General features: G+C 52.6%; 15 protein-coding genes. 7 read left to right on the forward strand and 8 right to left on the reverse strand.

The genetic code is table 11. The features are described from left to right. Together DZC79_RS18095 and DZC79_RS18100 are read right to left on the reverse strand one after the other, a co-directional pair. Nucleotides 1-2930: DUF7948 domain-containing protein (locus DZC79_RS18095; protein WP_118953025.1), on the reverse strand; the 2930-nt coding region annotated here is incomplete at its 3' end. A 307-nt stretch (nt 2931-3237) separates the two neighbouring features. After that, on the reverse strand, nt 3238-8403 hold the full coding sequence (locus DZC79_RS18100; RefSeq protein WP_118953026.1) for a DUF7948 domain-containing protein: 5166 nt from the start codon (nt 8401-8403) through the stop codon (nt 3238-3240). Nucleotides 8404-8563: 160 nt separating this feature from the next. Here DZC79_RS18100 and DZC79_RS18105 point away from each other — a divergent pair, with 160 nt between their 5' ends. Then, nucleotides 8564-10072 carry a GH3 auxin-responsive promoter family protein gene (locus DZC79_RS18105; protein WP_118953027.1) on the forward strand — a complete coding sequence of 503 codons (1509 nt, stop codon included), beginning with the start codon at nt 8564-8566 and terminating at the stop codon, nt 10070-10072. A 50-nt stretch (nt 10073-10122) separates the two neighbouring features. Here the strand turns inward: DZC79_RS18105 and DZC79_RS18110 are convergent, their stop codons facing one another. Beyond that, nucleotides 10123-10908, reverse strand: a complete 786-nt coding sequence (locus DZC79_RS18110; protein ID WP_118953028.1) for a T9SS type A sorting domain-containing protein — start codon at nt 10906-10908, stop codon at nt 10123-10125. 230 nt (nt 10909-11138) lie between these two features. Between DZC79_RS18110 and DZC79_RS18115 the strand changes: the two genes are divergently transcribed. From DZC79_RS18115 to DZC79_RS18125, 3 genes are read left to right on the forward strand one after another with little or no spacing between them, the layout of a single operon-like run. Next, the gene (locus tag DZC79_RS18115; protein WP_118953029.1) at nt 11139-12296 is read left to right on the forward strand and encodes a serine hydrolase domain-containing protein; all 1158 of its coding nucleotides are present in this window, start codon (nt 11139-11141) and stop codon (nt 12294-12296) included. Nucleotides 12297-12326: 30 nt separating this feature from the next. After that, nucleotides 12327-15431, forward strand: a complete 3105-nt coding sequence (locus tag DZC79_RS18120; RefSeq protein ID WP_118953030.1) for an efflux RND transporter permease subunit — start codon at nt 12327-12329, stop codon at nt 15429-15431. A gap of 32 nt (nt 15432-15463) precedes the next feature. Beyond that, entirely contained in the window at nt 15464-16792 is a 1329-nt protein-coding gene (locus tag DZC79_RS18125; protein WP_198666942.1) for a TolC family protein, read from the forward strand. Between the two features lie 74 nt (nt 16793-16866). Here DZC79_RS18125 and DZC79_RS18130 read toward each other — a convergent pair whose 3' ends face one another. From DZC79_RS18130 to DZC79_RS18150, 4 genes are all read right to left on the reverse strand, one after another. Beyond that, nucleotides 16867-17397, reverse strand: a complete 531-nt coding sequence (locus DZC79_RS18130; protein WP_118953032.1) for a hypothetical protein — start codon at nt 17395-17397, stop codon at nt 16867-16869. Between the two features lie 203 nt (nt 17398-17600). Next, entirely contained in the window at nt 17601-17825 is a 225-nt protein-coding gene (locus DZC79_RS18135) for a hypothetical protein (protein WP_118953033.1), read from the reverse strand. A gap of 117 nt (nt 17826-17942) precedes the next feature. After that, complete coding sequence (locus DZC79_RS18140; RefSeq protein ID WP_118953034.1) at nt 17943-18659, reverse strand: LytR/AlgR family response regulator transcription factor; 717 nt, start codon at nt 18657-18659, stop codon at nt 17943-17945. Nucleotides 18660-19155: 496 nt separating this feature from the next. Then, nucleotides 19156-20115, reverse strand: coding sequence for a transketolase family protein (locus DZC79_RS18150; RefSeq protein WP_118953036.1), 960 nt, complete (start codon nt 20113-20115; stop codon nt 19156-19158). 161 nt (nt 20116-20276) lie between these two features. Between DZC79_RS18150 and DZC79_RS18155 the strand changes: the two genes are divergently transcribed. The 3 genes from DZC79_RS18155 (at nt 20277) to DZC79_RS18165 (ending at nt 23193) form a co-directional block, all read left to right on the forward strand. Then, complete coding sequence (locus tag DZC79_RS18155; RefSeq protein WP_118953037.1) at nt 20277-20588, forward strand: FtsB family cell division protein; 312 nt, start codon at nt 20277-20279, stop codon at nt 20586-20588. An 86-nt stretch (nt 20589-20674) separates the two neighbouring features. Then, a complete protein-coding gene (locus DZC79_RS18160) occupies nt 20675-20884 on the forward strand; it encodes a hypothetical protein (protein WP_118953038.1) in 210 nt (69 codons plus the stop codon). A 119-nt stretch (nt 20885-21003) separates the two neighbouring features. Then, nucleotides 21004-23193 (forward strand): S9 family peptidase, encoded by a 2190-nt coding sequence (locus tag DZC79_RS18165; protein WP_118953039.1) that lies wholly within the window; start codon nt 21004-21006, stop codon nt 23191-23193. A gap of 78 nt (nt 23194-23271) precedes the next feature. Here the strand turns inward: DZC79_RS18165 and DZC79_RS18170 are convergent, their stop codons facing one another. Then, nucleotides 23272-23478 carry a hypothetical protein gene (locus DZC79_RS18170; RefSeq protein ID WP_118953040.1) on the reverse strand — a complete coding sequence of 69 codons (207 nt, stop codon included), beginning with the start codon at nt 23476-23478 and terminating at the stop codon, nt 23272-23274. Nucleotides 23479-23537: the final 59 nt, after the last annotated feature.

Consider the following 23537-nt stretch of genomic DNA (forward strand, 5'->3'; position numbering starts at 1 on the left):
CTGACACCGGTGGCCGGCGACCAATGGTAGCTGTATCCGCTAGTCCCGATGGCGACAATGGGCACGACAGCACCCTCGCAGACGACAGTATCGTTAGTGATGATATCCAGGACCCTGGGCGCCCGGTCGATATGGACCGTATCCGTCGCCGAGAAGCCGCAGATACCGGGTATGGTATCCTTGACCACGACCCAGTAACGATTGCTGGCCGTAGGGTCAACGGTAATGGTAGCCTGGTCGGGTGGGCTGAGGATGCCGGTAGCAGGTCCCCACTGGATCGTATTGTTGGGAGATGGGTTGTGAATGGTTACGCTGATATCGATCGAGGGCTGGCTGCCGCAAATGGTGGTGTCCCTGACCGTTATATCGGGTAGCTCAGTTTTCAGCACGGTAACGGTCATGTAAGCGGTATCGTCCTTAATACAGGCCGAATCGTTATGCGCATACAACGTTATGGTGAATACGCCGGTAGTGGTATAGGTATGAGTAGGCGTAGAGGTGGTCACCAGCGGGCTGCCGTCGCCGAAATCCCACTGATAAGTAGTGGCAGCTGCTGCTGTAGGCGAGTTGGTCTTGTTGACCATCTTGATCGTATAGGGCACGCAGCCGGTATCTTTCCTGTTAACAGTAGTGTCGAGCGCAAAATTGGAAATGACCCCCGTAGCCTCAAAGTCGAATTTAAAAGTAATGATATCCTGACCGGTAGTCTGCCTTGTGGTCGACCAGGCCCCCGGCGTGATCAGGGAAGGTGTTCCCCATCCGCCTGTAGTGCTGTTGCATATGGAGTGGTACACCACGCCATTGGGATCGAGCCTGTTGTTGCCTACGTGCACATGGTCGCCGCCTGCGCCGAAATAGGAACCATACAGCAGGTCCTGGAAGTTGGGCTTCAGCACGCAGAACCAGAAGGGCAGGTTGTCATCGGTCGACGCGGCATCTGCTGTGGTGGGCAGGCCGGTAGGCGCCAGCATTCCTGTCACATAAGTATTGCCGCATACATCGACCAGGAAGCCGTCGGGGAAGAAGTGACTGAAGCCCGCACCCGATCCCACGATGGTAGACAGTTGCGAGGTGCTGAGATCAGGGCTCAGCCTGTCGATGAATACATCTCCTCCGCCGATGGAGTACACCCCTGCCGATACGGTATAAGCGCCGTCGGTACGGCCGAAGGCAAATACCCTGTCGGTCGCATCCACCTGCACGGCCACCACCTGGTCGGAGTTGCCGGTACCCATATAAGTGGAGCGCATAATGGCGCCGCTGGTGGCGTTAATAATAGAGACGAAGCCGTCCAGGCTGCCGCCGGCGCTGGGGGCAACGGTGGTTTTGGCTCCTGCAGTAGTGGGGAAGTCGGTGCTTTGCGTAACACCACCGATCACCAGATTGCCGGCGCTGTTGAATTGCGTGGAGAAGACGCCGTCATTGCCATTGCCGCCGATATAGGAGCTGTACAGCAGGTTGGAGCAGGTAGGGTCCAGCTTGCAGATCACACCGTCGGTGGTGCCTGCGCCGGAAAGGGTAGCCTGCTGGGCATTGGTGGAAACGGGAAAATCAGTCGATTTTGTATTGCTCACGAGCCATATATTACCGGTGGCATCGGTGTTGATCTCTACAGGACTGGTTGTATGCTGGGAGAAGTTATCGCCATTGTTACCAAAGAAGCCGCCGTTCAGGCTGCTGAAGTTGAAGGTATTCGGCTCAGAGGAGGAGCCACCGAGATAGGTGGCGCCGATAAGGGCGGTACCGGTGCTGTTGAAGTGCGCAACGAAGAGATCAACCACGCCGCCCAGGGTGTTGTCGATGCAGCCGGCAGTAGTGGGTATATTAGACGACTGTGCGCTGCCGGCTATGATCAGCTCGCCCAGGTGATTCACTTTCATGGTATGCACAAATTCAGGTCCCGTGGTGCCGCCGTAATAAGTGGAGTACACCAGGGCATTGCCGAGCGGGCTGTATTTGTTGATCCCCACGATAAAGTTGCCGAAGGCGCTGTAAGCAGGTTGGAAAGCCGGGCCGAAGGAGGTGGGCCAGCCTGCGCCGCCTGCGCCGCTGCCGGCATAGGCATTACCATCGTCATCGTAGGTGGTGCTGAAGCCATAGAAACCGCTGCCGCCGGCGGTGGCGCCGCTGTAGGTGGCAAATACCAGGGTAGGGTCGATCACCAGGGGATACTGGTCATTATAGCCCTCGGGAAAGGCGAAGCTGAGCTGGCCTTTTTCAAAAACATAACGGGAAGGCACCGGTACTTCCCTGCCATTGATCATCTGGTAAGAATAAGGCGCCTGCTCGATCACTTCGTTCACCGAAGTTTTGACCTTCAGGTTGCCCTCCGGGGTCAGCTCGGGCTGTACCCCTTCAAAAGCCAGGCGGATTTGCGCCGTATTGGCGCCGGGCTTCACAATGAAATCGTACTTCAGCAAGTTGTTCTTGCTGTAGACCGCTACATCGATGCCGTTGTATACATCGAGCTGCATCACTTTGCCGAACAAGCCCACATTGCCCGCCCATTTTGAAGGGTCGTTACCAATGAAATAGTTGTGATAAGCGCTTCTTTTGTTTTCCTGTTTATAGGCGATGCCGTTGTTGGCGCCGACAAAGTTTACACGATAAGCATGGGAGCGGATGACTTCTTTGCTCAAGTCGACGCCGCTCTGGTGGCCGAGCTCATGGAAACGTTCCATGTCGTCAGCGCTCAGGTAGTTGTATACAAATCCACGGTCAGTGACAAACATTACGCCGCCGGGCAGCTCGGCCTTGAATCTGGCTTCCGCTACCCATTGCCCCTTGTTCTCGATAAAATCAAGCCCTGTTTTCTTCGCGGACTTGGGTATCGCTGCGCTGGCCGGATGCTTGGTCCGGGCAAATGCCCAGGAGGTACTGAGCAAAAGCAAAAAAAAGAGCAAGGTCTTTTTAGGAAAATATGAGCTCATTAGTACTCGCTTTTTTTATAAAAGAATGTATACAATATCAAAATAAATACACAAAAACGAACGGTTTTTGATGAAAATATAAATTAAATGTAAAAATTTAATTTCTGTAAATTGTAAAGAGCTGATTTTGGTTTTTAAACAAAAAAACAAAATTGCAGGCTTTTGTTGCCAGTGAAATCATTTTGTGCACCGTCCTTCCTGGTCCGGTTTACTTCCTGCTGTTTTTCCCTGTTTAAAAAATGAAATCCCCCATCTTCCATTTAGACGGGGGATTTTTAAAATTGGTATAGTGGAAAGGCATCTTTTTTTAACGGAGAAGCGTCACATTGCCTTTTTTGACAAAGGGCACGCCTTTGTCGGTTACCGCCTCGATGCTGTAAACGTACACGCCCATGGGCTGCGGCTGTCCGTTGAAGGTGCCGTCCCAGCCTTCCTCGATATTGCTGCTGCTGTACACCTTATTGCCCCAGCGGTTGAATACAGCAAATTCTTTCAGCCTGGCAATACCTCGTTTGGCGGGTTTGAAGAGATTGTTGGTTCCGGATGGTGCGAAGGCGTTGGGCATATCGATCACGGTTTCGTTAACGAGCACATCGATCGAATCCAGGACGATGCAGCCGGTTTCGGTCGTAGCCGTTACGAAATATCTTGTCCGCACAGCAGGCGACACTATGGGATCGGCGATATTGACGCCGCTGAGACCCGATGGCGGGAACCATTTGAAATACGATGCGTTGGTGCCCGGTTCAAGATGGTACTGCTCGCCGGAATAGATCGTAATGCTATCAGGCATATTGATCGTTGCCTGCGGGTACACCCTCACGCTGACCTTCTCGGTGTCGAGACAGTTGTGGATATCTTTAATGAGTACCGTATAATCGGTGCTGGTCTGCGGTGTGGCAACAGGAGCAGCTGAAGTCGCATCAGACAGGCCGTCGGCCGGTGTCCAGGTATAGCTGACACCTCCGCTGGCCCATAGCGGCGCCTCGCTGCCGGGGCAGTAGCCCGTATCGCTGGCTGCTGCGCCAAAGCCGCCGGGGAATACATTGATGTGGACCTTGGCGCTGTCGGAGCAACCGATCGGTGTTTGAACATACAGTTGGTAAGTCACGCTGGTGTCCGCTACCAGGCTGGTGTTGGGACCGGTCGGCGCCGTAAGGTTAGGCGTCGCCGGCGTCCAGCGGTATTGGTAGTCGTTGCGGAATGGCGTAACACCGGATTCCAGCGCTACTTCCGTCCACTGGCAGACATCTTTGTCCGGAGACACTGTCAGCTTGGGTATTTTCTGGACCTCGATCTTGAACAGTACGGTCGTATCGGGGCAAGTCTTATAACGGCCGGTAAGGCTGAATAGCGTGGTTTCGTTTACTTTGATCGTCGGGTTCAGGATGGTTGAGTCGCTTACACCGGTATTGGGGTACCAGCGATAGCTGTAGGCGGGTGTGCCTGTGGCATTGACCTGCACCGTAGCGCCGTCGCATATCGCCGTATCGTTGTTCAGGATATCCAGCACCCTCGGCGCCAGGTCTATGTGCAGGGTGTCGGTGGTCGACAGGCCGCAGATGCCGGGTATCGTATCTTTTACCGTTACCCAATAGGCATCATGCAGGGCCGGATCGACGCTTACGGTCGGCTGGTTATTGGGACCGAAAATACCGTTGGCGGGTCCCCAGACAATGGTATTGTTAGGCGTGGGATTATTGACGACGACGGACAGGTCTATTGCCTGCTGGTTGCTGCACAGGATCGTATCCTTCAGGGTAAGATCGGGAGTAAATACTTTCAGCACTCTTATCTTCATGGTAGCGGTATCTTCTGTGATGCAGGTATTGGGGTTGATCGCATACAGGATGATCGTATAGGTACCGGAATCGGTATAGGTATGGCTGGGATTGGTCGCGGTTACGGTGCCGGTATTGTCGCCGAAATCCCATACGTAGCTTACTGCCGCGTTGGAAGTATTCACCATCGTTACGGTATAGGGAGCGCAGCCTGTGTCGTTGACACCGGGCGCCAGCTCAAAGTTGGAACGCACACCGGTTGCCTCGAAGTTGAACTTGAAGCTGATGATGTCCTGGCCTATCGCGGGATTCTTGTTCTGGGCCCAGCTGGTGGCGGTAGTACCGGGATAGGTATTGTTGCTGCAGCAGATAGAGTGGTATACGATGCCCTCGGGGTCCATACGGCTGACGCCACAGTGCCCATGGTCGTTACCCACACCAAAATAAGAGCCGAAGAGCAGGCCGGTAAAGTCTGGCTGGAGCACACCGAACCAGAACGGCGCGGGATTGGTCTGGTAGGCATCGGTCGACAGCGGCATGCCGTTCTGGGCGTAGTATCCCGCTACATATACATTGCGGCAGATATCCACCAGGAAGGCCGACGGGAAGAACTGTCCGGCGCCCTGGGGGTTGCCCACCCTTGTCGACAGCACAGATGCTGACAGGTCGGGGTTGAGCTTGTCAATGAACACGTCGCCGTTATTGGCACTTTCCCATACGCCGGGGCTGATGGGATAGGTACCCAGTGTACGGCCCAGCACATAAACATTATCGCCGGCATCTACCTGCACGGCTACAGCATGATCGGTTGCAGTAGTACCCAGGTAGGTAGCGCGGTCGAGGTTGCCGCTGTTGGGATCGATAAGCGAAACATAACCGTCCTGGCCGCCACCGGGTGCAGCAGTATGCAATACACCGGCAGTGGTGGGGAAATCTGCGCTTGTTGTAATGCCGCAGAGCGCCAGCTTACCCGAATTGGTAAACTCGAGGCTTGTAGGCGAATCATCGCCCGCACCGCCGATATAACGGCTGAACAACAGGTCGTCGCAGGCGGGATTCAGCTTGAACAGCACCACGTCGATACCTCCGTTAAGCGTATTGGTATAAGGTCCGTTCAGCGTAAGGGTAACAATACTGTCACATCCCGAAGTCGCAAAAGTATCTGTATAGACGCCCGGCGCAGTCAGCACTGTCGTGCCGAAAAGATAAGTACCGCCCGGGCACAGGCTTTCCGTTATATTATTGGTGATATAAGGATTTACACTGGCAGTGATCGTGACCACGCTGTCGCAGGTAGCGGTCGGGAAAGTCTGGATGTAAATACCCGCCGTACTGATGGTCTGCGACCCGAATTGGTAAGTCGTGCCGGGACACAGGGTGACGGGGAAGGCATTAAGGATATTGGGCTTTACGGTCAGCTCCACGGTAACAATGCTGTCGCAGCCTGCCGTTGCGAAGGTATCCACATAGGTGCCGGCTGTGGTCAGTACCTGCGAGCCGAAGGGGAAGCTGCCATTCACACAGATTGTCGGTGTAATGGTATTCCGTATATAAGGCCTCTCCTTCAACCGCAGGATAACGATGCTGTCACAGGCCGCAGTAGCAAAGGTATCCCGGTAGGTACCCGGCTCGTTGAGTACGGCATCGCCGAAGGTATAGCTGCCGCCGGGACAGAAGCCCGCGGTCACGGTATGAACAGTATAGGTCCCGCTGTTGAGGAACAGTGTCACGATACTGTCGCAGCCGTTGAAGTTTTTGAACGTATCGGTATACATACCTGCGGCAGTAAGCGAGGTATCGCCGAAGCGGTAGCTTCCTCCTGCGCATACAGTCTCGTTCAGGGTGTCGCGCAGGTAGGGATTGACGGTCAGGGTCAGGGTAACAATACTGTCGCAGCCCGCTGTGGCAAAGGTATCCTTATAAGTACCCGATGCCGTCAGGATGGTCCCGCCAAAATTATAAGCGTTGCCGGCGCAAACCGTAGCCACAACTGAATTGGTGATCAGCGGGTTTACCGTCAGGTTCAGTGTTACGATACTGTCGCAGCCGGAAGTAGCGAACGTATCTACATAGTTGCCGGTAGTGCTGAGAAGCGTTCCGCCGAAATTATAAGTGCTGCCCTGGCAAATGGTATGGTTAAAGGTATAAGTCTTATAAGGAGCCGCAATCAGGTGCAGGGTGACGATACTGTCGCATGCGGCAGTGGTAAAGGTATCTTTATATACACCGGCAGTGGTCAGCACGGTGGTGCCGAAAGTGTAGCTGGTGCCGGGGCACAGTTTTTTGTAAACTGTATTGGTCGTATAAAAAGTGCCGGTCTGCGTGGGAAAATCATTGGAATTGGTATTGCCGGCCACCCAGATATTGTCCTGCTGATCGAAGGTGAGCTCCAGGGGGCTGGAAACACCGGCATTATTATCGGTGATCGGGTTGGTAAAACCAAAGCTGAAGGCCGTTGGCTCTACGTTATCGCCGCCCATATACGTCGCCCCGATCAGGTCGGTGCCCGTACCGTTGAAGTGTGCGACGAAGATATCGGAGCCGCCGTTAAGCGAGTTGTCGTAGCAGCCGGTAGTTACCGGCAGGTCAATGGAATTGGTGCTGCCCGCAACAACCAGCTCGTCGGCATTATTCACGCGCATCGCATGAGCGAAGTCGGTGCCCGAGCCGCCGTAATAAGTGGAATAGATCAGGGTGCTGCCGGTGGCATTGTATTTGTTGATGCTCACGTCCCTTACACCGCCGAAAGTAGTCTGGAAGGCATTGGTAGTCGTAGGCCAGCCCAGGTGGTAGGCGCCGGAGGAAGCATACATATTGCCCTGGGCATCGTAAGTAGAGCTATAAGCATAATAGCCGTTGCCGTTACCGCCGCCACCGCCGCCGCTGAAAGTAGCGAATACCAGCACCGGATCAATTACGAGCGGCAGGCTCTTGTCATATCCTTCGGGAAATTCAAAGCTTACTTTATTGCCGCTGATCTTGTAGCGGGACTTAACCTCCTGCTGGCGGCCGTTGATCACCTGGTAAGAATAGGGCGCCTGCTCGGTGATCTCGTTCACCGAGGTCTTGATACGCAGATGTCCCTGCTCGGTGAGCTGGGGCTTTACGCCTTCGTAAGCGAGCACGATCTGCGCCGGATCGGCGCCCGGCGCTACAAGCAGGTCGTATTTCATGGCGTGTTCCTTGCTGTACACGGCCATATCAATACCATTGTAGATACTTTTTTGCACTACTTTCCCGAAAACGGAAACACCACCGGCCCAGTGGGCGCGGTCCTTACCGAGGAAATAGTTCACATAGTAGCCGCGTTTTTCATCCGGTGCGCTGCGCACACCAGCCAGGGCGCCTTCAAATGAAACCGAGTAAGCATGCCCGTGCACGATCTCCTTGTCTACATTTTTGTTTTTTTCATGCCATAGCTCATGCAGCCTTGCTACCTCTTCCTGGTTGTAATAGCTATACATAAAGCCGTTCCCGGTCAGGAACACGGCGCCTCCCGGCAGCTCAGCGCCATAGCGCGCGCGGGCATCCCATTGGCCTTTATTCTCAATGAAATCAAGGCCAACTTTTTTTACATTGATTTGTCTTTGGCCGGTAGCAGGATGAGAATGGGAGCCTCTGGCAAAAGTGGTCATGCAGGAGCATAGCACAAGAAAGATGCACAATGCATTTGAGTAAATACATTTTTTCATGGGGCGAATGCTGTTTGATACTGGTTATGTCTTGGTCGCTAGGGTAGAAGACATGGCGCAGAATCGATTAGTTGGGTGATCTTTAACATTTCCCGGGAGCTTTGGCCCGAATTGCTGCGGGGTATTGACTTTATGGGAAATTTGAATAATTTTGGACCACATGAGCATCATCTCGCCAGCCATCAAAAGCTATATGAAATTGCGCCTGAGCGCAATTGACAATTTTGCGTTGAACCCGATCGATACGCAAAAGCAGGTATTCAACCACCTGGTGGGATCCGCTCAGTTCACCGAATACGGCAAGCAATACGACTTTGAACATATCAATTCCATCCGGGAATTCAAGCAAAGAGTGCCTGTAAACGACTACGATTCGCTGAAACCTTATATCCAGAAAATACTGGAAGGGCAGCAAAACGTCCTTTGGGCCGATCCCATCAACTGGTTTGCCAAAAGCAGCGGTACCACCAGCGACAAAAGCAAGTTTATCCCGGTGAGCAAGGACTCGCTCGATGATACGCATTTCAAATCGGGCAAAGATGTATTGTCGCTGTATCTGAGGCAGTTCCCGCAAAGCAGCATGATGAACGGGAAGTGCCTGACCATAGGCGGCAGCCACCAGGTCAACCAATTGAACGCCGACTCTTTCTACGGCGATCTTTCGGCCGTTATGCTGCAAAATATGCCTTTTATGGGCCAGGTGATGCGGGCGCCCGAGTTGTCGGTAGCGCTGATGGACGAGTGGGAGGCTAAGCTCGAGGCGATGATATATAGTGTTTTTCATGAAAACATCACCTTCATCGCCGGCGTGCCTACCTGGACCCTGGTCCTCATTAAGCGTATACTGGAGATCGCGGGCGAAAAAGACCTGCATAAGATATGGCCCAACCTGGAGCTGTACATTCACGGCGGCGTAAGCTTTACGCCTTACCGCAGCCAGTTTGCCGAGCTTATCCCTTCAGAAAATATGCGGTATATGGAAACCTATAATGCTTCTGAAGGTTTCTTTGCCGCCCAGGACAATATCAATGAGGAAGGCATGCTCCTGTTCCTCAACCATGGCATCTTTTTCGAGTTCATGCCCATGGAGGAGTATGGCAAAGATCACCCGGAGACCCTGGGCCTGCGGGAAGTAGAGACCGGTAAAAATTATGCGCTGGTCATCAGCACCAATGGTGGCCTGTGGCGCTACCTTGTAGGCGACACCGTGCAATTTACTTCTACCGAACCCTACCGGATCAGAGTGAGCGGCAGACTGAAACACTACATCAATGCTTTCGGGGAAGAAGTGATCGTCGACAACAGTGATCATGCCATAGCAGAAGCCAGCCGGATCACAGGCGCCGTGGTCAACGACTATACCGCAGCGCCTGTATATATGAGTGGCAGCGAAAACGGCGCACATGAATGGATCATCGAATTCGAATACCTGCCGGTACCACTTGAAACCTTTACTGCGGAAATGGACAAAGCGCTGCAGAAGATCAACAGCGACTACGAAGCCAAGCGCCACAAGGATATCGCGCTGCGTATGCCTATCGTGCACCGGATGCCCAAGGGGGGCTTCAATACCTGGCTTAAAAGCAAGGGGAAGCTGGGCGGCCAGCATAAAGTGCCCCGCTTAAGCAACGAAAGAAAGCACCTGGAAGAAATATTGCATTTCCTGTAAATACAAAGGGACCGCTTATAAAAACGGTCCCTTTTTGTCGGGCTCAGGGTCTAACGTTGCACGCTTAGCTTTCCTTTAAATTTATGATCTCCTGCGCTGAGTTCGGCAAAATACATGCCGCTCTTTAAGGGGGCCAGGTCAAGATCGAAATGTTTCCCGGCTCCGGCAGCAGCTTTACCGTAGTCCCTGCGGATCACTTCCCTGCCTTGAATGTCCCTTATATACAGGGTTACCTGCCCCGGTTTGTCCAGATCCAGGGTGAAACTAACTTTGTCCTGTGCAGGGTTAGGGCTTAAGACTAGCGCAGCATACCCGTTGCCGGTTTCGAAGATGCCGGAGGTGGGTTGTTTCTTTAATGTAGCAGTAGCGCAGCTGCGGTTGTTGGCCGTGTCGGAATCATTCCAGGTAACGTTAAACGGGTTGCCATTTATGGTCAGACCCGCAGTATTGACATTGAGTGCCACAATGCAGATACTTGCTGTCTGATCCGAGCCGGTTGTGTTGTTGTTCTTAGCCTGTGCGATAATCGCGGCTGGTGTGGTGGCGCCGCTGGCCAGGTCGGCATTGTTGGTCAGCTGTCCTACCAATGTGGCGGCAGGATTCTGGCTCAGCGAATGCGAAAATACGAGGGTATCCCCGGCACGCAATACATCGGGGCCGTTGTTTTTAAGTGTAAAGCTCAGCTTTATCGTGTCGCCGAAATTATACACCTGGTTGGCTGTGGGACTTACCAGCTGCACCTGGAGATTGGTCTGGCGGATCTGCGCCTGGGTTGTTATGGCCAGCAAGAGACCACATACAAAAATACCTGCTGTTTGTAAAAATGTCTTTTTCATAACAATTAATAAGGATAAGTGAATAACAGGAGCTTAAGGTACAAAGGGGCGCTGTTAACGAATGTAAATTTGTGCTAATTAGTGTTTGTTTGCAGGTGTTGTGAAAAATGCATTCAAGGTATTCACAGCTATAAAGGATGACTTCTATGCTAAAATGTTTACAGCGCTTAAACTTTGTGGGGATTCCGGGGTCTAAGCGGTTCTGTCTCTCTAACCCGGCCAATGTTCGCATGAGATTAACCATCGCCTCGCTATGCTGCTTGCTTTGCTGCTCCTCCTGCCATGTGGGGCGGTTTTTTATCTACAATTTTGCCGATATTAAGGACTATAAAAAGTTTCCGGCGCACACAGTCGCCCGTAATGGCGCCGCCTTTCGCTTCATCTCTTCGGCCAACATCAGGAACGATTCCGCCATCATCAGGCTACCCCGGGAGGTAACGGTTAAGGACAAGCAGTATACCTTTGAGCAATACCTGGAGCGTACCAAAACAGTTGCGTTCCTGGTCATTCGCAACGATAGCCTTTACTACGAAAAATATTTTGATCATTACGATCAGAGCAGTATCGTGCCCTCATTTTCGGCGGCCAAGTCCTTTGTATCCGCATTGGTCGGTATTGCTATCGGCGAAGGATATATTAAAAGTGTGGACCAGCCGATCACCGACTATTTCCCCGCGCTGGATAAAGAAAAATTCGGAAAGATCACAATTGAGCACCTGCTGGACATGCAGTCGGGGCTGGCTTTCAATGAAAGCTATTTCAACCCTTTCGGCGATGTAGCCAAATACTATTATGGTACCAACCTGAAAAAGTACGTTTCCCGCCTTAAGGTGAAGGAAGCACCCGGGCAGCATTTTGAATATACCAGCCTCAACACGCAGCTGCTGGGTATGATCGTCAGCCAGGCCACAGGGAAAACGCTGGCAGCTTACCTGCAGGAAAAAATATGGCAGCCCCTGCATATGGAATCTGATGCCAGCTGGAGCATAGACAGCAAAAAGGGCCAGACAGAAAAGGCGTTCTGCTGCCTGAATGCGATTGCCCGGGATTATGCCAAGTTCGGCCGGCTGTACCTGAATGGCGGCCGCTGGGATGGCCGGCAGGTAGTGCCCGCCGAGTGGGTTAAGCGTTCCGTTACCTTCGATCGTCCGAAAAATAACGGTATTTATTCTTATCAATGGTGGCACAACAGGGGACCTGATGGACAGACACCCGATTTTATGGCAGTAGGCCTGTTGGGACAATATATTTATGTGCACCCGCAAAGCGGGATCATTATCGTTCGTCTGGGTAAGCAGGAAGGAAAGCATACCGACTGGAAAAGAATGTTTCTCGCCATAGCAGAAGTCCAGGACCAGTCACTGTCGGCATCGAACAAACAGCATTAAGCTTCCGTATCTACATCGCATATATAACTAATGAGCTTACCATCCCTCGCGTTAAAAAGACCGGTTTTCGCAGTAGTAGCCAATATCTTTATCCTGATCTTCGGCTTTATTGCCTTTAAATTCCTGGGGGTACGGGACTACCCTTCCATCGATCCGCCAATCATCAATGTGCGGACCAGCTACGCCGGCGCCAACCCTGATATTATCGAATCGCAGATCACGGAGCCGCTGGAGAAATCGATCAACGGTATCGCCGGTATCAGCAATATCTCTTCGTCGAGCAGCCAGGGTACCAGCAATATCACCGTCGAGTTCGACCTGGGCGAAGACCTGGAAGCGGCAGCCAACGACGTGCGTGACAAGGTATCGCAGGCGCTGCGCAACCTGCCCCAGGATATCGACGCTCCGCCGGTAGTATCCAAAGCCGACGCCAATTCCCAGCCCATTCTTTCTATGACCGTGCAGAGCAATACGCGCAATCAGCTTCAGCTGAGCGACTATGCCGAAAATGTATTGCAGGAAAGGTTGCAGACCATACCCGGCGTCAGCAGCATCCAGATATGGGGGCAGAAGCGTTACGCCATGCGCTTGTGGTTCGACCCGATGAAAATGGCCGCCTACGGCATTACCTTCAGCGATGTGCAGGCTGCGCTCGACCGCCAGAATATTGAGCTGCCTTCGGGAAAGGTAGCCGGCTACCAGACCGAGCTATCCGTAAGGACCCTGGGCCGCCTGCAGACCGAAGATGACTTTGAAGGCCTTATCGTTAAGAACGTGAACGGCAGCGACATTCATATCCGCGAGATCGGCGAAGCCGTGCTGGGTCCCGAGAACGAAGAGACCCAGCTTAAAGAAAGCGGGGTGCCCATGGTTGCCCTTGCCGTAATTCCCCAGCCGGGGTCCAACTATGTAGCCATCGCCGAAGAATTCTATAAACGTTTCGACCAGATCAAAAAGGATATTCCTTCTGATATCAAGCTCAATATCGCGCTGGACAATACCGTTACCATAAAAAAGTCCATCAGCGAGGTGGAAGAAACGATCTTTATCGCCTTTGCCCTGGTGGTGATCATCATCTACCTCTTCTTCCGCGATATCCTTATTTCCATACGGCCGCTGATCGATATACCGGTAAGCCTTATCGGCGCCTTCTTCATCATGTACATCATGGGCTTTACCATCAATATCCTTACCCTGCTGGCTATAGTGCTGGCCACCGGCCTGGTGGTGGACGATGGTATCGTGGTGGCGGAGAATATCTACAAAAAGATGGAAGCCGGCATGGACAAGCACCGGGCAGCCCGCGAAGGAAGCGAGGAGATCTACTTTGCCGTTATCGCCACATCCATTACCCTGGCCATCATCTTCCTGCCGATCGTCTTCCTGCAAGGCTTTACAGGAAGACTTTTCCGGGAGTTTGGTATCGTGGTGGCCGGCGCGGTTATTATCTCCTGCTTTGTATCGCTCACCCTTACGCCTGTGCTCAATGTTTATCTTTCCCGGAAGGATACGACGAAGAAATCGAAGTTCTATACGAAGACCGAGCCTTTTTTCGCCGGCCTGGAAAACCGCTACCGGCGCGCCCTGGAATGGATCATGGGACATCGCTGGATCGCGACCGCAGGTATTGTGGCCTGCCTGGCAGCGATCTATTTCTTCGGTTCGGGCCTGAAGAGCGAGCTGGCGCCGCTGGAAGACCGTTCCCGTTTTCGCCTGGCCCTTACTGCGCCTGAAGGCACCTCTTATGATGCCATGGACAAATATGTGGACCAGGTAGGCCAGTATGTTATCGATTCCGTACCGGAAAAGGAGATCGTGCTTACGACCACTGCGCCGGGCTTCAGCGGCGCTGGCGCTGTCAATTCGGCCAATGGCAATATCCGCCTGTCTCCCCCCGAAGAACGTACCCGTTCACAGGACGATATCGTGCAGGCCCTGAACAAAGGATTTAAAAAATTCAACTTCGGTCAGACCTATGCCATACAGGAACAGACCATCGCCGTGCAGCGTGGCGGCGGCAGCCGTTTGCCCGTAGCCTTTGTTCTGGAGAACATTAATTTTGATAAGCTGAGTACGGCGTTGCCGCAGTTCATGGACGAGGCCAACAAGAGCAAAGTGTTCCAGAACGTGGACGTGGATCTTAAAGTGAACAAGCCGGAGCTGAGGGTTACTGTAGACAGGGCCAAGGCTTCGCAGCTGGGCATATCGGTTGCCGATGTATCGCAGGCCCTGCAAATGGCGCTCAGTAACGGACGCCTGGGTTATTTTACCATGAACGGTAAGCAATACCAGGTCATAGGCCAGGTAACCCGCGCCAACCGCGACGAACCGGTCAACCTGAAATATTATTATGTAAGAACGCCGAGCGGCGCCATGATCTCGCTCGACAATGTGATCCATGCCGAAGAAAGCATCAGCCCATCGCAGATCTACCACTATAACCGTTATAAATCGGCGACCATATCGGCCAACCCGGCTACCGGCTATACGCTTGGCGATGGTATTGCCGAGATGCAGCGGATCTACAGCAGCCTGCAGCAGAAAAAAGTGATCGACGAATCGTTTACCTCGGCCCTTGCCGGATCGTCCAAAGACTACGCGGAAAGCTCTTCCAATACTTTGTTCGCCTTCCTGCTGGCCCTGGTGCTGATCTACCTGGTGCTGGCCGCACAGTTTGAAAGCTTCATCGACCCCATTATCATTATGCTTACCGTACCCCTGGCTATTGCCGGAGCGGTACTGTCGCTATGGCTCTTCGGACAAACGCTGAACATCTTTTCCCAGATCGGTATGATCATGCTCATCGGCCTGGTGACCAAGAATGGTATCCTTATCGTGGAATATGCCAACCATATCCGGGATACCGGCGCCTCCAAACGGGAGGCTGTGGTGAATGCCGCTAAGATGAGGCTGCGGCCGATCCTGATGACCAGCCTTGCCATGGCAGGCGGCGCGCTGCCCCTGGCCTTGTCGCTGGGCGCAGCCAGTACCAGCCGTATCCCGCTGGGTATCGTTATTGTAGGAGGGGTAATGTTCTCCCTGTTGCTGTCGCTTTTTGTTGTGCCCGTGATGTATACCTTCCTGAGCCGTAGAAAAGTAAAGCAGGTATCGGCCATACAAAAGCTGGATGAATGATTCCCGATAAAAAAAGAAATTTACAAGCAAGAATGATCCGGAAGATAAAATACGCCCTGTGGCCTGCCTTATTGCTGATGACACTGTCGCTGCCGGTCGCTGCGCAGGATACGCTGCAGGATTCTATGCTGACCCTGAACGATGCGATTGCCGCAGCGCTGGATCAAAATTTCGACATCCAGATCGTGAAGGTGCAGCTGGACCAGGCAAAAACCAACAACACGATCGGCAATGCCGGTATGCTGCCCGTGCTGAATGCTACCGGCGGCCTGAACGGCAATATTACCGATGCCCACGTAGAGCTGGCCACCGGCGATGTGCAGAACCGGAAGGGCGCCCGCTCACAAACCCTGAGCGGCGCTGTGCAGCTGGACTGGATACTGTTCGACGGTTTACGCATGTTTACCAACAAGCGCCGGCTGGAAGAGCTGCAGTCTATAGGGAATACCAATCTGAAGCAGCAGATACAGAGCACGGTTTCGCAGGTGGTGATCAGCTATGCCGAGGTGGTGCGCCAGAAGCAGCAATTGGTGGCCATCGATACCGCCATGGCCCTGGCCAGGGTACGTATGGACCTGGCGAAGAAAAAATTTGAAGTGGGTACTTCGGCCAAGACCGATTACCTGCAGGCGCAGGTGGACTATAATGCCAGCAAGTCGGCGTTTCTCACACAGTCGGCCTTGCTGCGCCAGGCTAAGGATAGCCTGATGGTCCTGCTGGGGCGCGACCAGTTCATGAACTATGATGTCCAGGACAGCCTGCATTTGAATAAGGATTTGGTTTACCAGGATAAGGACCGTTGGATGGACCGTAACTTTTCGGTACAGCTCGCCCGGCAGCAAAAGCGCTTGTCGGAGTATGATCTGAAGCTGGCCAACGGGGCCCAGCTGCCGGTGCTCGACCTTTCGGCGGCCTACAACTACAACCGTACGCAAAATGGCGCAGGCGTTACCTTGTTCAACCGGACCTATGGTCCGCAGGGCGGGCTGAACCTGACTTTGCCGTTGTTCAACGGCTTCAACCTGCAGCGCCAGAAAAAAGTAGCCCGGCAGGAAGTGTTCCGGCAGGACCTGATGGTACAGCGCCTGCAGACCAGCCTGGCCGCCCGTTACCGTACCGCCTGGCGCAGCTACGACAATGCATTGAAAAGCCTTGACCTGGAAAAAGAGAACATCCGTTATGCGGAAGAAAATGTCATGATCCAGCAGGCCCGCTTCCGTGTGGGCGTTGCCAATACCCTGGAGCTGAGGGAAGCGGAGAGCAGCTATGTGGCGGCACTGGCGCGCCTGGTCGATGCTGCCTATACGGTAAAAGTTACGGAGACGCGCCTGCTTGAGCTGGAGAACAACCTGGTTAAATAGCAGGTAGCGATATTGCCTGCACAAAGAAAGCGCGCAGCAAAGACTGCGCGCTTTCTTTTGTATCAAAGAGCAGGTTAGTCTTTGTCTTCTTCTTCGGCCGGCTCCAGCTCGAAGCCGTGCAGCTTGCCATAGGCTTCCTGTGCAGCATTCACTTTCTTCAAAGCATCGGCTTCCAGGTCGGCTTGGTCGGTCAGCTTTTTTATGGCGGCATCGATCTCTTCCTGGGTCGAATTGTTGTCCAGTTTTTCTATAGGCATAAAAGCCGTTTCGATCATGGACTTTTCAAAAGCCAGGAAATTGAGCACGGCAGCTTTCAGGTTGTCGCCGCCTTTGCCCACTGCCGCTTCTCTCTTTACTTCGGCGATTTTTTTGTTGGTGAATGCCGCGACCTTCTGGCGGGGCTCCGACAATTGCCCGTAATTTTTATCGCTGCTCATGATCTGCTGAAACCGGGCACCCCATTCCATGCCCAGGTTGTACAGGGAATCGGTAATCGATGCCAGCTTGTCATTATACTCGAGCGGCGTCGTTTTTTTCTGCGCGGAAACAGCCGTGCTCAGCAGGCAGCAGAACAGTAAAGTGCAAAAGGATAATTTTTGTCGCATAAGCTTAGTTTGGAGGAATATGATTTTTTCTCTTCTACAGGAACAATGCCGGCCGCTGTTTGTTGACCTTTTCATTGCCGATACCGGCACAAATATATTCATCCACAACAGTATTCCCGCAATTTGTTCCACATACTTAAGAAAATAACAAAGGAGCTGCCGGCTTGGCAACTCCTTGATTTTCCTATCAAGAAAGAAAATCCTTAATTCAGGCTGCAGCTTACGCCGGTAAAAGCGCTGTACTGGCCGCTGTTGCCTTCGCAGGCTGCTTTGGCATCCTTTTTGGACATCTTCTTCAGGTCGACCGTGGCACTTTGCTGCTGCCCGCCTACAGTCCAGGTACAAGTACATTTGTAGTCCTTTTTGCAGGAGGGAAAGAACATCATTCCGGCCAGGCCAAGGATAGCAATTGTAGCAATTCTTTTCATCTTTGAGTGGTTTTCTGCAAATCTAAAATACTGCTTACCAGTGCACTGGCCGGATTTGCAGTATAGCTGTCCTGATTTGTGAAAACCGGGGAAGAATTTGTGCAGTGACCTATGGCCTCAGCCGCATTGCAGCTTTTCCAGGAAAAGCTGCTTGTTTTTCCGGGCTACCTCGACCATGGAACCATCGCACATTTTTGCAAAAAGACCATCGGCGCTGTGCAGCTTGACCACTTTGCCGAGGTGAATGATATGGGACAGGTGACAGCGGAAAAAAGTTGCCGGGGACAGATAGGCTTCGTAAGTCTTCATGCTGCCGGAGACCAGGTGCCGTATGCCATTGTCCAGGTGGAAAACGGTGTAGCTGCCGGAAGCTTCTATCCGGATAATATTTTCAGGCTTGATAAAAATAATGCCATCCTTAACCGGCAGCTCAATTACCCGGCGGTGCTGCACTGCTCCATTGTTCCCGGGGACAGCTGCCTTGCTGCCAATGTTCCGGATGCAGTCTTTGAGCTCTTCCGCATCAATAGGCTTCAGCAGGTAGTCGTGCGCATGGTTCCGGATCGCCCTGATCGCATGATCGGCGTGGGCTGTGGTGAAGACCAGGCAGAATTCTTTATAGCTCGTCTGCTCCAGTAACTCAAAGCCGTTGATCTGCGGCATGCTGATATCCAGGAATACGATGTCGGGGCGATAATCGCTGATAAGCGTGATGCCGGCTTCCGGATCCGTAGTACTGGCAACGACTTTTACTTCCGGACAATTCCGGGCAATTAATAATTTCAGGGTTTTCACGCCCATCAGTTCGTCGTCGATGATGATGGCTCTGTACATATTCTGTTTTCGTTTAGGGTTTGGTGTTTAGCCTTCCTGCCGTCGTTGGCTTATTGCCGGAGCGGCCGGCAAGCCGGTGCCGCTGCAGATACCTCTGCAAAAGGTGGCGCGTCTCATGATTGTTGCCATCGGAGGGGGGCAAAAGTGCCGGGCCGGGTAACGCCCGTACCGGGCCCGCATACAAGGTTGCCAGCCGCATACTGTTCCATAAAATAAGGCTTAACCTCTGGGAAAACATAACCGGCCGGCGTTATGCAGTTATAGAAAAGGTGCGGTAACGTTTGGAGACGAAGCAGCGCAATACGCTTATGGTCGTAGCAGGTGTGCTTAGGAATGGGCGGGGCCATTATAGAGGGTTTATGGTTGGTAACCATGGTCAAATCTGTAATTCGTGTATTGATATCTGGTTGATGGCTAAATTAGGATAAAGGGTACAAAAAACAATACACGGGCTGAAAAGCCCGTGTATTGTTTGGAAAAATCGTTGTTGAAAGTTTTATTTGCGTTGGATGGCCCTTTCAGCAGCAGCGATAATGTGCTCGGCGGTGAGACCATATTTTTTCAGCAGGTCGGCTGGCTTCCCACTTTCTCCGAAAGTGTCCTGCACAGCTACATATTCGTGCGGTACCGGGCAATGGCGGGAAGCCACATTAGCTACGCTGTCGCCCAGGCCGCCGTTGATCTGGTGCTCTTCGGCAGTGACCACGCAGCCGGTCTTTTTCAGAGAGGCGATGATCGCTTCTTCATCCAGGGGCTTGATGGTGTGCATGTTGATCACATCACAGGAGATACCCTTTGCTTCCAGCGCACGGGCGGCTTCCAGCGCGGTCCATACCATATGGCCGCAGGCGATGATAGAAACGTCTGTACCTTCATTCATGATCTGCGCCTTGCCGATCACGAAGTCGCTGCCGTCCGCTTTGGTGAAGTTGGCCCATTTTACCCTTCCGAAGCGGAGGTACACCGGACCCTGGTAGTCGGCGATAGCCAGCGTTGCAGCCTTGGTCTGGTTGAAGTCGCAGGGTACGATCACGGTCATGCCCGGCAGCATTTTCATCATGCCGATATCTTCCAGCACCTGGTGTGTTGCGCCGTCTTCGCCCAGGGTGAGGCCGGCGTGGGAAGCGCAGATCTTCACATTTTTACCGCTGTAAGCTACCGACTGGCGGATCTGGTCATAAACCCTGGAGGTGGAGAAGTTGGCAAAAGTAGTAGTGTAGGGGATCTTACCGCCAATAGTGAGGCCGGCGGCGATGCCGATCATATTGGCCTCGGCAATACCTACCTGTATAAAACGTTCGGGGAAATCCTTGATAAAGGCATTGAGCTTGAGGGAACCGGCAAGGTCGGCAGTAAGCGCTACTACATTGGCATTCTTCTGAGCAGCCTCGTGAATACCCTCACCAAAGCCCGCGCGGGTTTCTTTTTCGTTCTGTGCGGTAAAATCCTGCAACATGTGGGAATGAAAATTGTTAAGTATGGAAAAATGTGCCGCAAAAGTAAAACTATTTATTCTGTTATGGTAACGCATTTTGCGGGCGCTGGGGAAAAGTTGCGGACTTTTTCTGCTATATTTTTTTCAACTTTGCAGCAACAGGCAATCCCCAATCTGCAATATTGAAACGCGCGCTAAAAATTCTTGCCAATAAATACACCATTACAGCAGTGCTTTTCCTGCTGCTGATGCTGTTCTTCGATCAGAACGACTGGTTTACCCAGCACGAAAGGGAATCGGAGCTTCGTCACACCCAGGAAAAGATCGACCACCTCAATGGCGAAGTGGTCCGTATGGAAAAGGAGCTGAACGATCTGAACGGAAGCAATACCAGGCTGGAGCAATATGCCCGGGAAAAATACCACGAAAAAAGAGACGGTGAAGATGTGTACCTCATTGTACCTGATTCGGTAAAAGCACCGGCGAAAAAATAAGTGTCCCCGCTGTAGGGCGGAGCAAAATTTGAGCAGGATATACTAAAACAACTTTATGTTCCGTTTTACCTTAAAATAATGCCCAAATGGAAAAAAAACTACACACTTCTTTACCTGTTAACCTATCTATTCTTTCCCTGCCCGATCCGCACCATACCATTCAGCAAGCCCAAATGGAAGAAGAATTCAGTGCCGAACTGGCTGTATTACAACAGCAAAAAATGATGCCCCGGCCCGAGGCCGTAGCGCAGCTGCTGCAAATGATCGCGCAGCAATCCGTAGCGGAGCAGCACTAGCAGCCCTTTCCGTCTCATTTCGCCTCATATGCCTCCTGCAGCATAAATAATTCCCTTGATCAGGGGGAGGAATATGCGATCATTGTACCGTACATTAGCGCGGTATTTTGAACGCGTCTATGAATCAATTGTTTTTACTCCGGAAGCTGCGCCTGGCAGCCTTTCTTTTGAGCATCGTCCCCCTAAGCCTCTCGGCCAGGGGCGACCGGCAGATCACGCTTGAGGATATCTGGCAAAAGGGCACCTTTGCCCTGAAAAATGTCCCGGGCTTTAATGCCCTTAACGACGGCCATCGCTATACACAGCTCGACCAGCAGGGCAGCCGGCAGGAGATCAATGTCTACGATATCGCCACCAGCAAAAAGACGAAGACCTTGTTTGGCGGGATCGTTGCCGATATAGGGACTATCGTCAACTACGACTTGTCGGCCGACGAGCGGAAGATCCTGCTGCTGACCGATCCCAAGCCGGTCTACCGCCGCTCGATACAATATAAGGCCAGGGTTTACGACCTGGCTTCAGGTAAGCTACAATCCTTATCCCCCGACCTGGTGCTGCATGCCGCTTTCAACCCGCAGGGCACTAAAGTGGCTTATGTAAAGGACAATGATCTCTACATCCGGGATCTCGCTTCGGACGTGGAAACCCGCGTGACCCGCGACGGACAGCGCAACCGTATCATCAACGGCAACTGCGACTGGGTCTACGAGGAGGAATTCGAATTTTCGAAAGCCTACGAATGGTCGCCCGACGGCAATTACCTCGCTTACTACCGCTTCGACGAAAGTAAGGTGAAGGAATATACCATTCCCTATTACGGGGACGACAACTATCCCGACCTTTACACCTACAAATACCCCAAGGCCGGCGAAGATAATTCTGTAGTGACCATACACATCTACGACCTGGCTAAGGGCAGCGCCGTACAGGCGCAGACCGGTACGGAAACCGACCAGTATATTCCCCGCATCCGCTGGGCAGCGAAATCCAATAAGCTTTGCATCTACCGGATGAACCGCCTGCAGAACCAGCTGGAGCTGCTGCTGGCTGACGCCGTTACCGGTAAGGCGGAGACGATCTACACAGAAAACAATCCTTACTACATCGAGATCAACGACAACCTTACTTTCCTGCCCGATGGCCATTCTTTTATCATCACCTCCGAGCGGGCCGGCTTTAACCAGCTCTACCGCTGGGATTGGACGGGGAAGCAGCTGACACCGCTCACGCCCGGGGGCTGGGATGTAGATGCCTTGCAGGGCGTGGATGAACAAAGGCAATGTGTCTATTATACCGCCGGTGTGAACAGCCCCCTGGAGCGCAAGCTCTATCGCGTAGACTGGAAAGGTGGCGCTGCTAAATGCCTGACACCCCTGGACGGTATGCATGAGATCACACCCTGTGCGGGCTTTGAGTACTTTCTCGACAAGCATTCCCGGATGAACGCTGTGCCGGTCTACACGCTCATCGACAGAGAAGGGGAAACAGTCCGGGTGCTGGAGGACAATGCCCAGCTGAAAAAGACAATGGAAGATTATGCCTTATCCCAGGTGACCACCCTGCAGATTCCTAATGGCAGGGGCGAGCAGCTGAACGCCTGGATGATCAGACCACCGGACTTCGATCCTGCGCGTAAATACCCGGTGCTGCTTTACCAGTACAGCGGCCCGGGCTCACAGGAGGTGACCGATAAATTTCCGCTGAAAGACTATTTCTGGCACCAGATGCTCGCACAGAAAGGTTATATTATCGTGTGTGCCGACGGTACCGGCACCGGCAGCCGTGGCGAGGCATTCAAGAAGAAGACCTACCTGCAATTGGGCAAATATGAAAGCGATGACCAGATCGCTGTGGGCAAATACATGGCGGCACAGCGCTATGTTGATCCGAAAAGGATCGGTATCTGGGGCTGGAGCTACGGTGGCTTTATGAGCGCGACCTGCATCCTTAAAGGAGCCGATGTGTTCAAGACGGCCGTAGCCGTAGCGCCGGTAACCAACTGGCGTTTCTACGATAATATCTATACCGAACGGTATATGCGCCGGCCGGCGGAAAATGCCAAAGGTTACGATGAAAATGCTCCGGAAAAAATGGCGGAACAGCTGAAAGGCAATTTCCTGATCATCCATGGCACCGCCGATGATAACGTGCATTTTCAGAATGCAGCGATCCTTACCGATCACCTGATCAAAGCCAACAAGCAATTTGAATCGGAATACTACCCCAACAGGAATCACGGTATTTATGGCGGCATTACCCGCCTGCAGCTCTACCGCCGTATGACCGACTATATTCTGGCGCACCTGTAGCCACATCGAATAACTTAAAAGAGAGAGGCCGCCTGTAGAAAAAAACAGGCGGCCTCTTCATTAAAATTTGTTGTCCGTTTAGTTTGCTGCCGGAGGAGTAGTCTCCATTTTCTCAGCTTTCTTGGCCTTCTCAGCCTTTTTCTTTTTGGCTTTGGCAGGCTTGGCCTCATCGCTTTTCGGCTGTTCCTGTTTGGTCTCCCTGGTGGTTTTGGTGGTTGTTTTTTGAGCAAAGGCAGCACCGCTGAACATGGTCAGGGCTAAAGCTGCGATCATTACTTTTTTCATTTTGCGTATGTTTTGAAACCTAAAGATAGGAGAAGCCCGAAAGACAAACCGGCTAAGCT

This window comes from Taibaiella helva (assembly GCF_003545695.1).
GTDB classification, from domain to species: domain Bacteria; phylum Bacteroidota; class Bacteroidia; order Chitinophagales; family Chitinophagaceae; genus Taibaiella; species Taibaiella helva.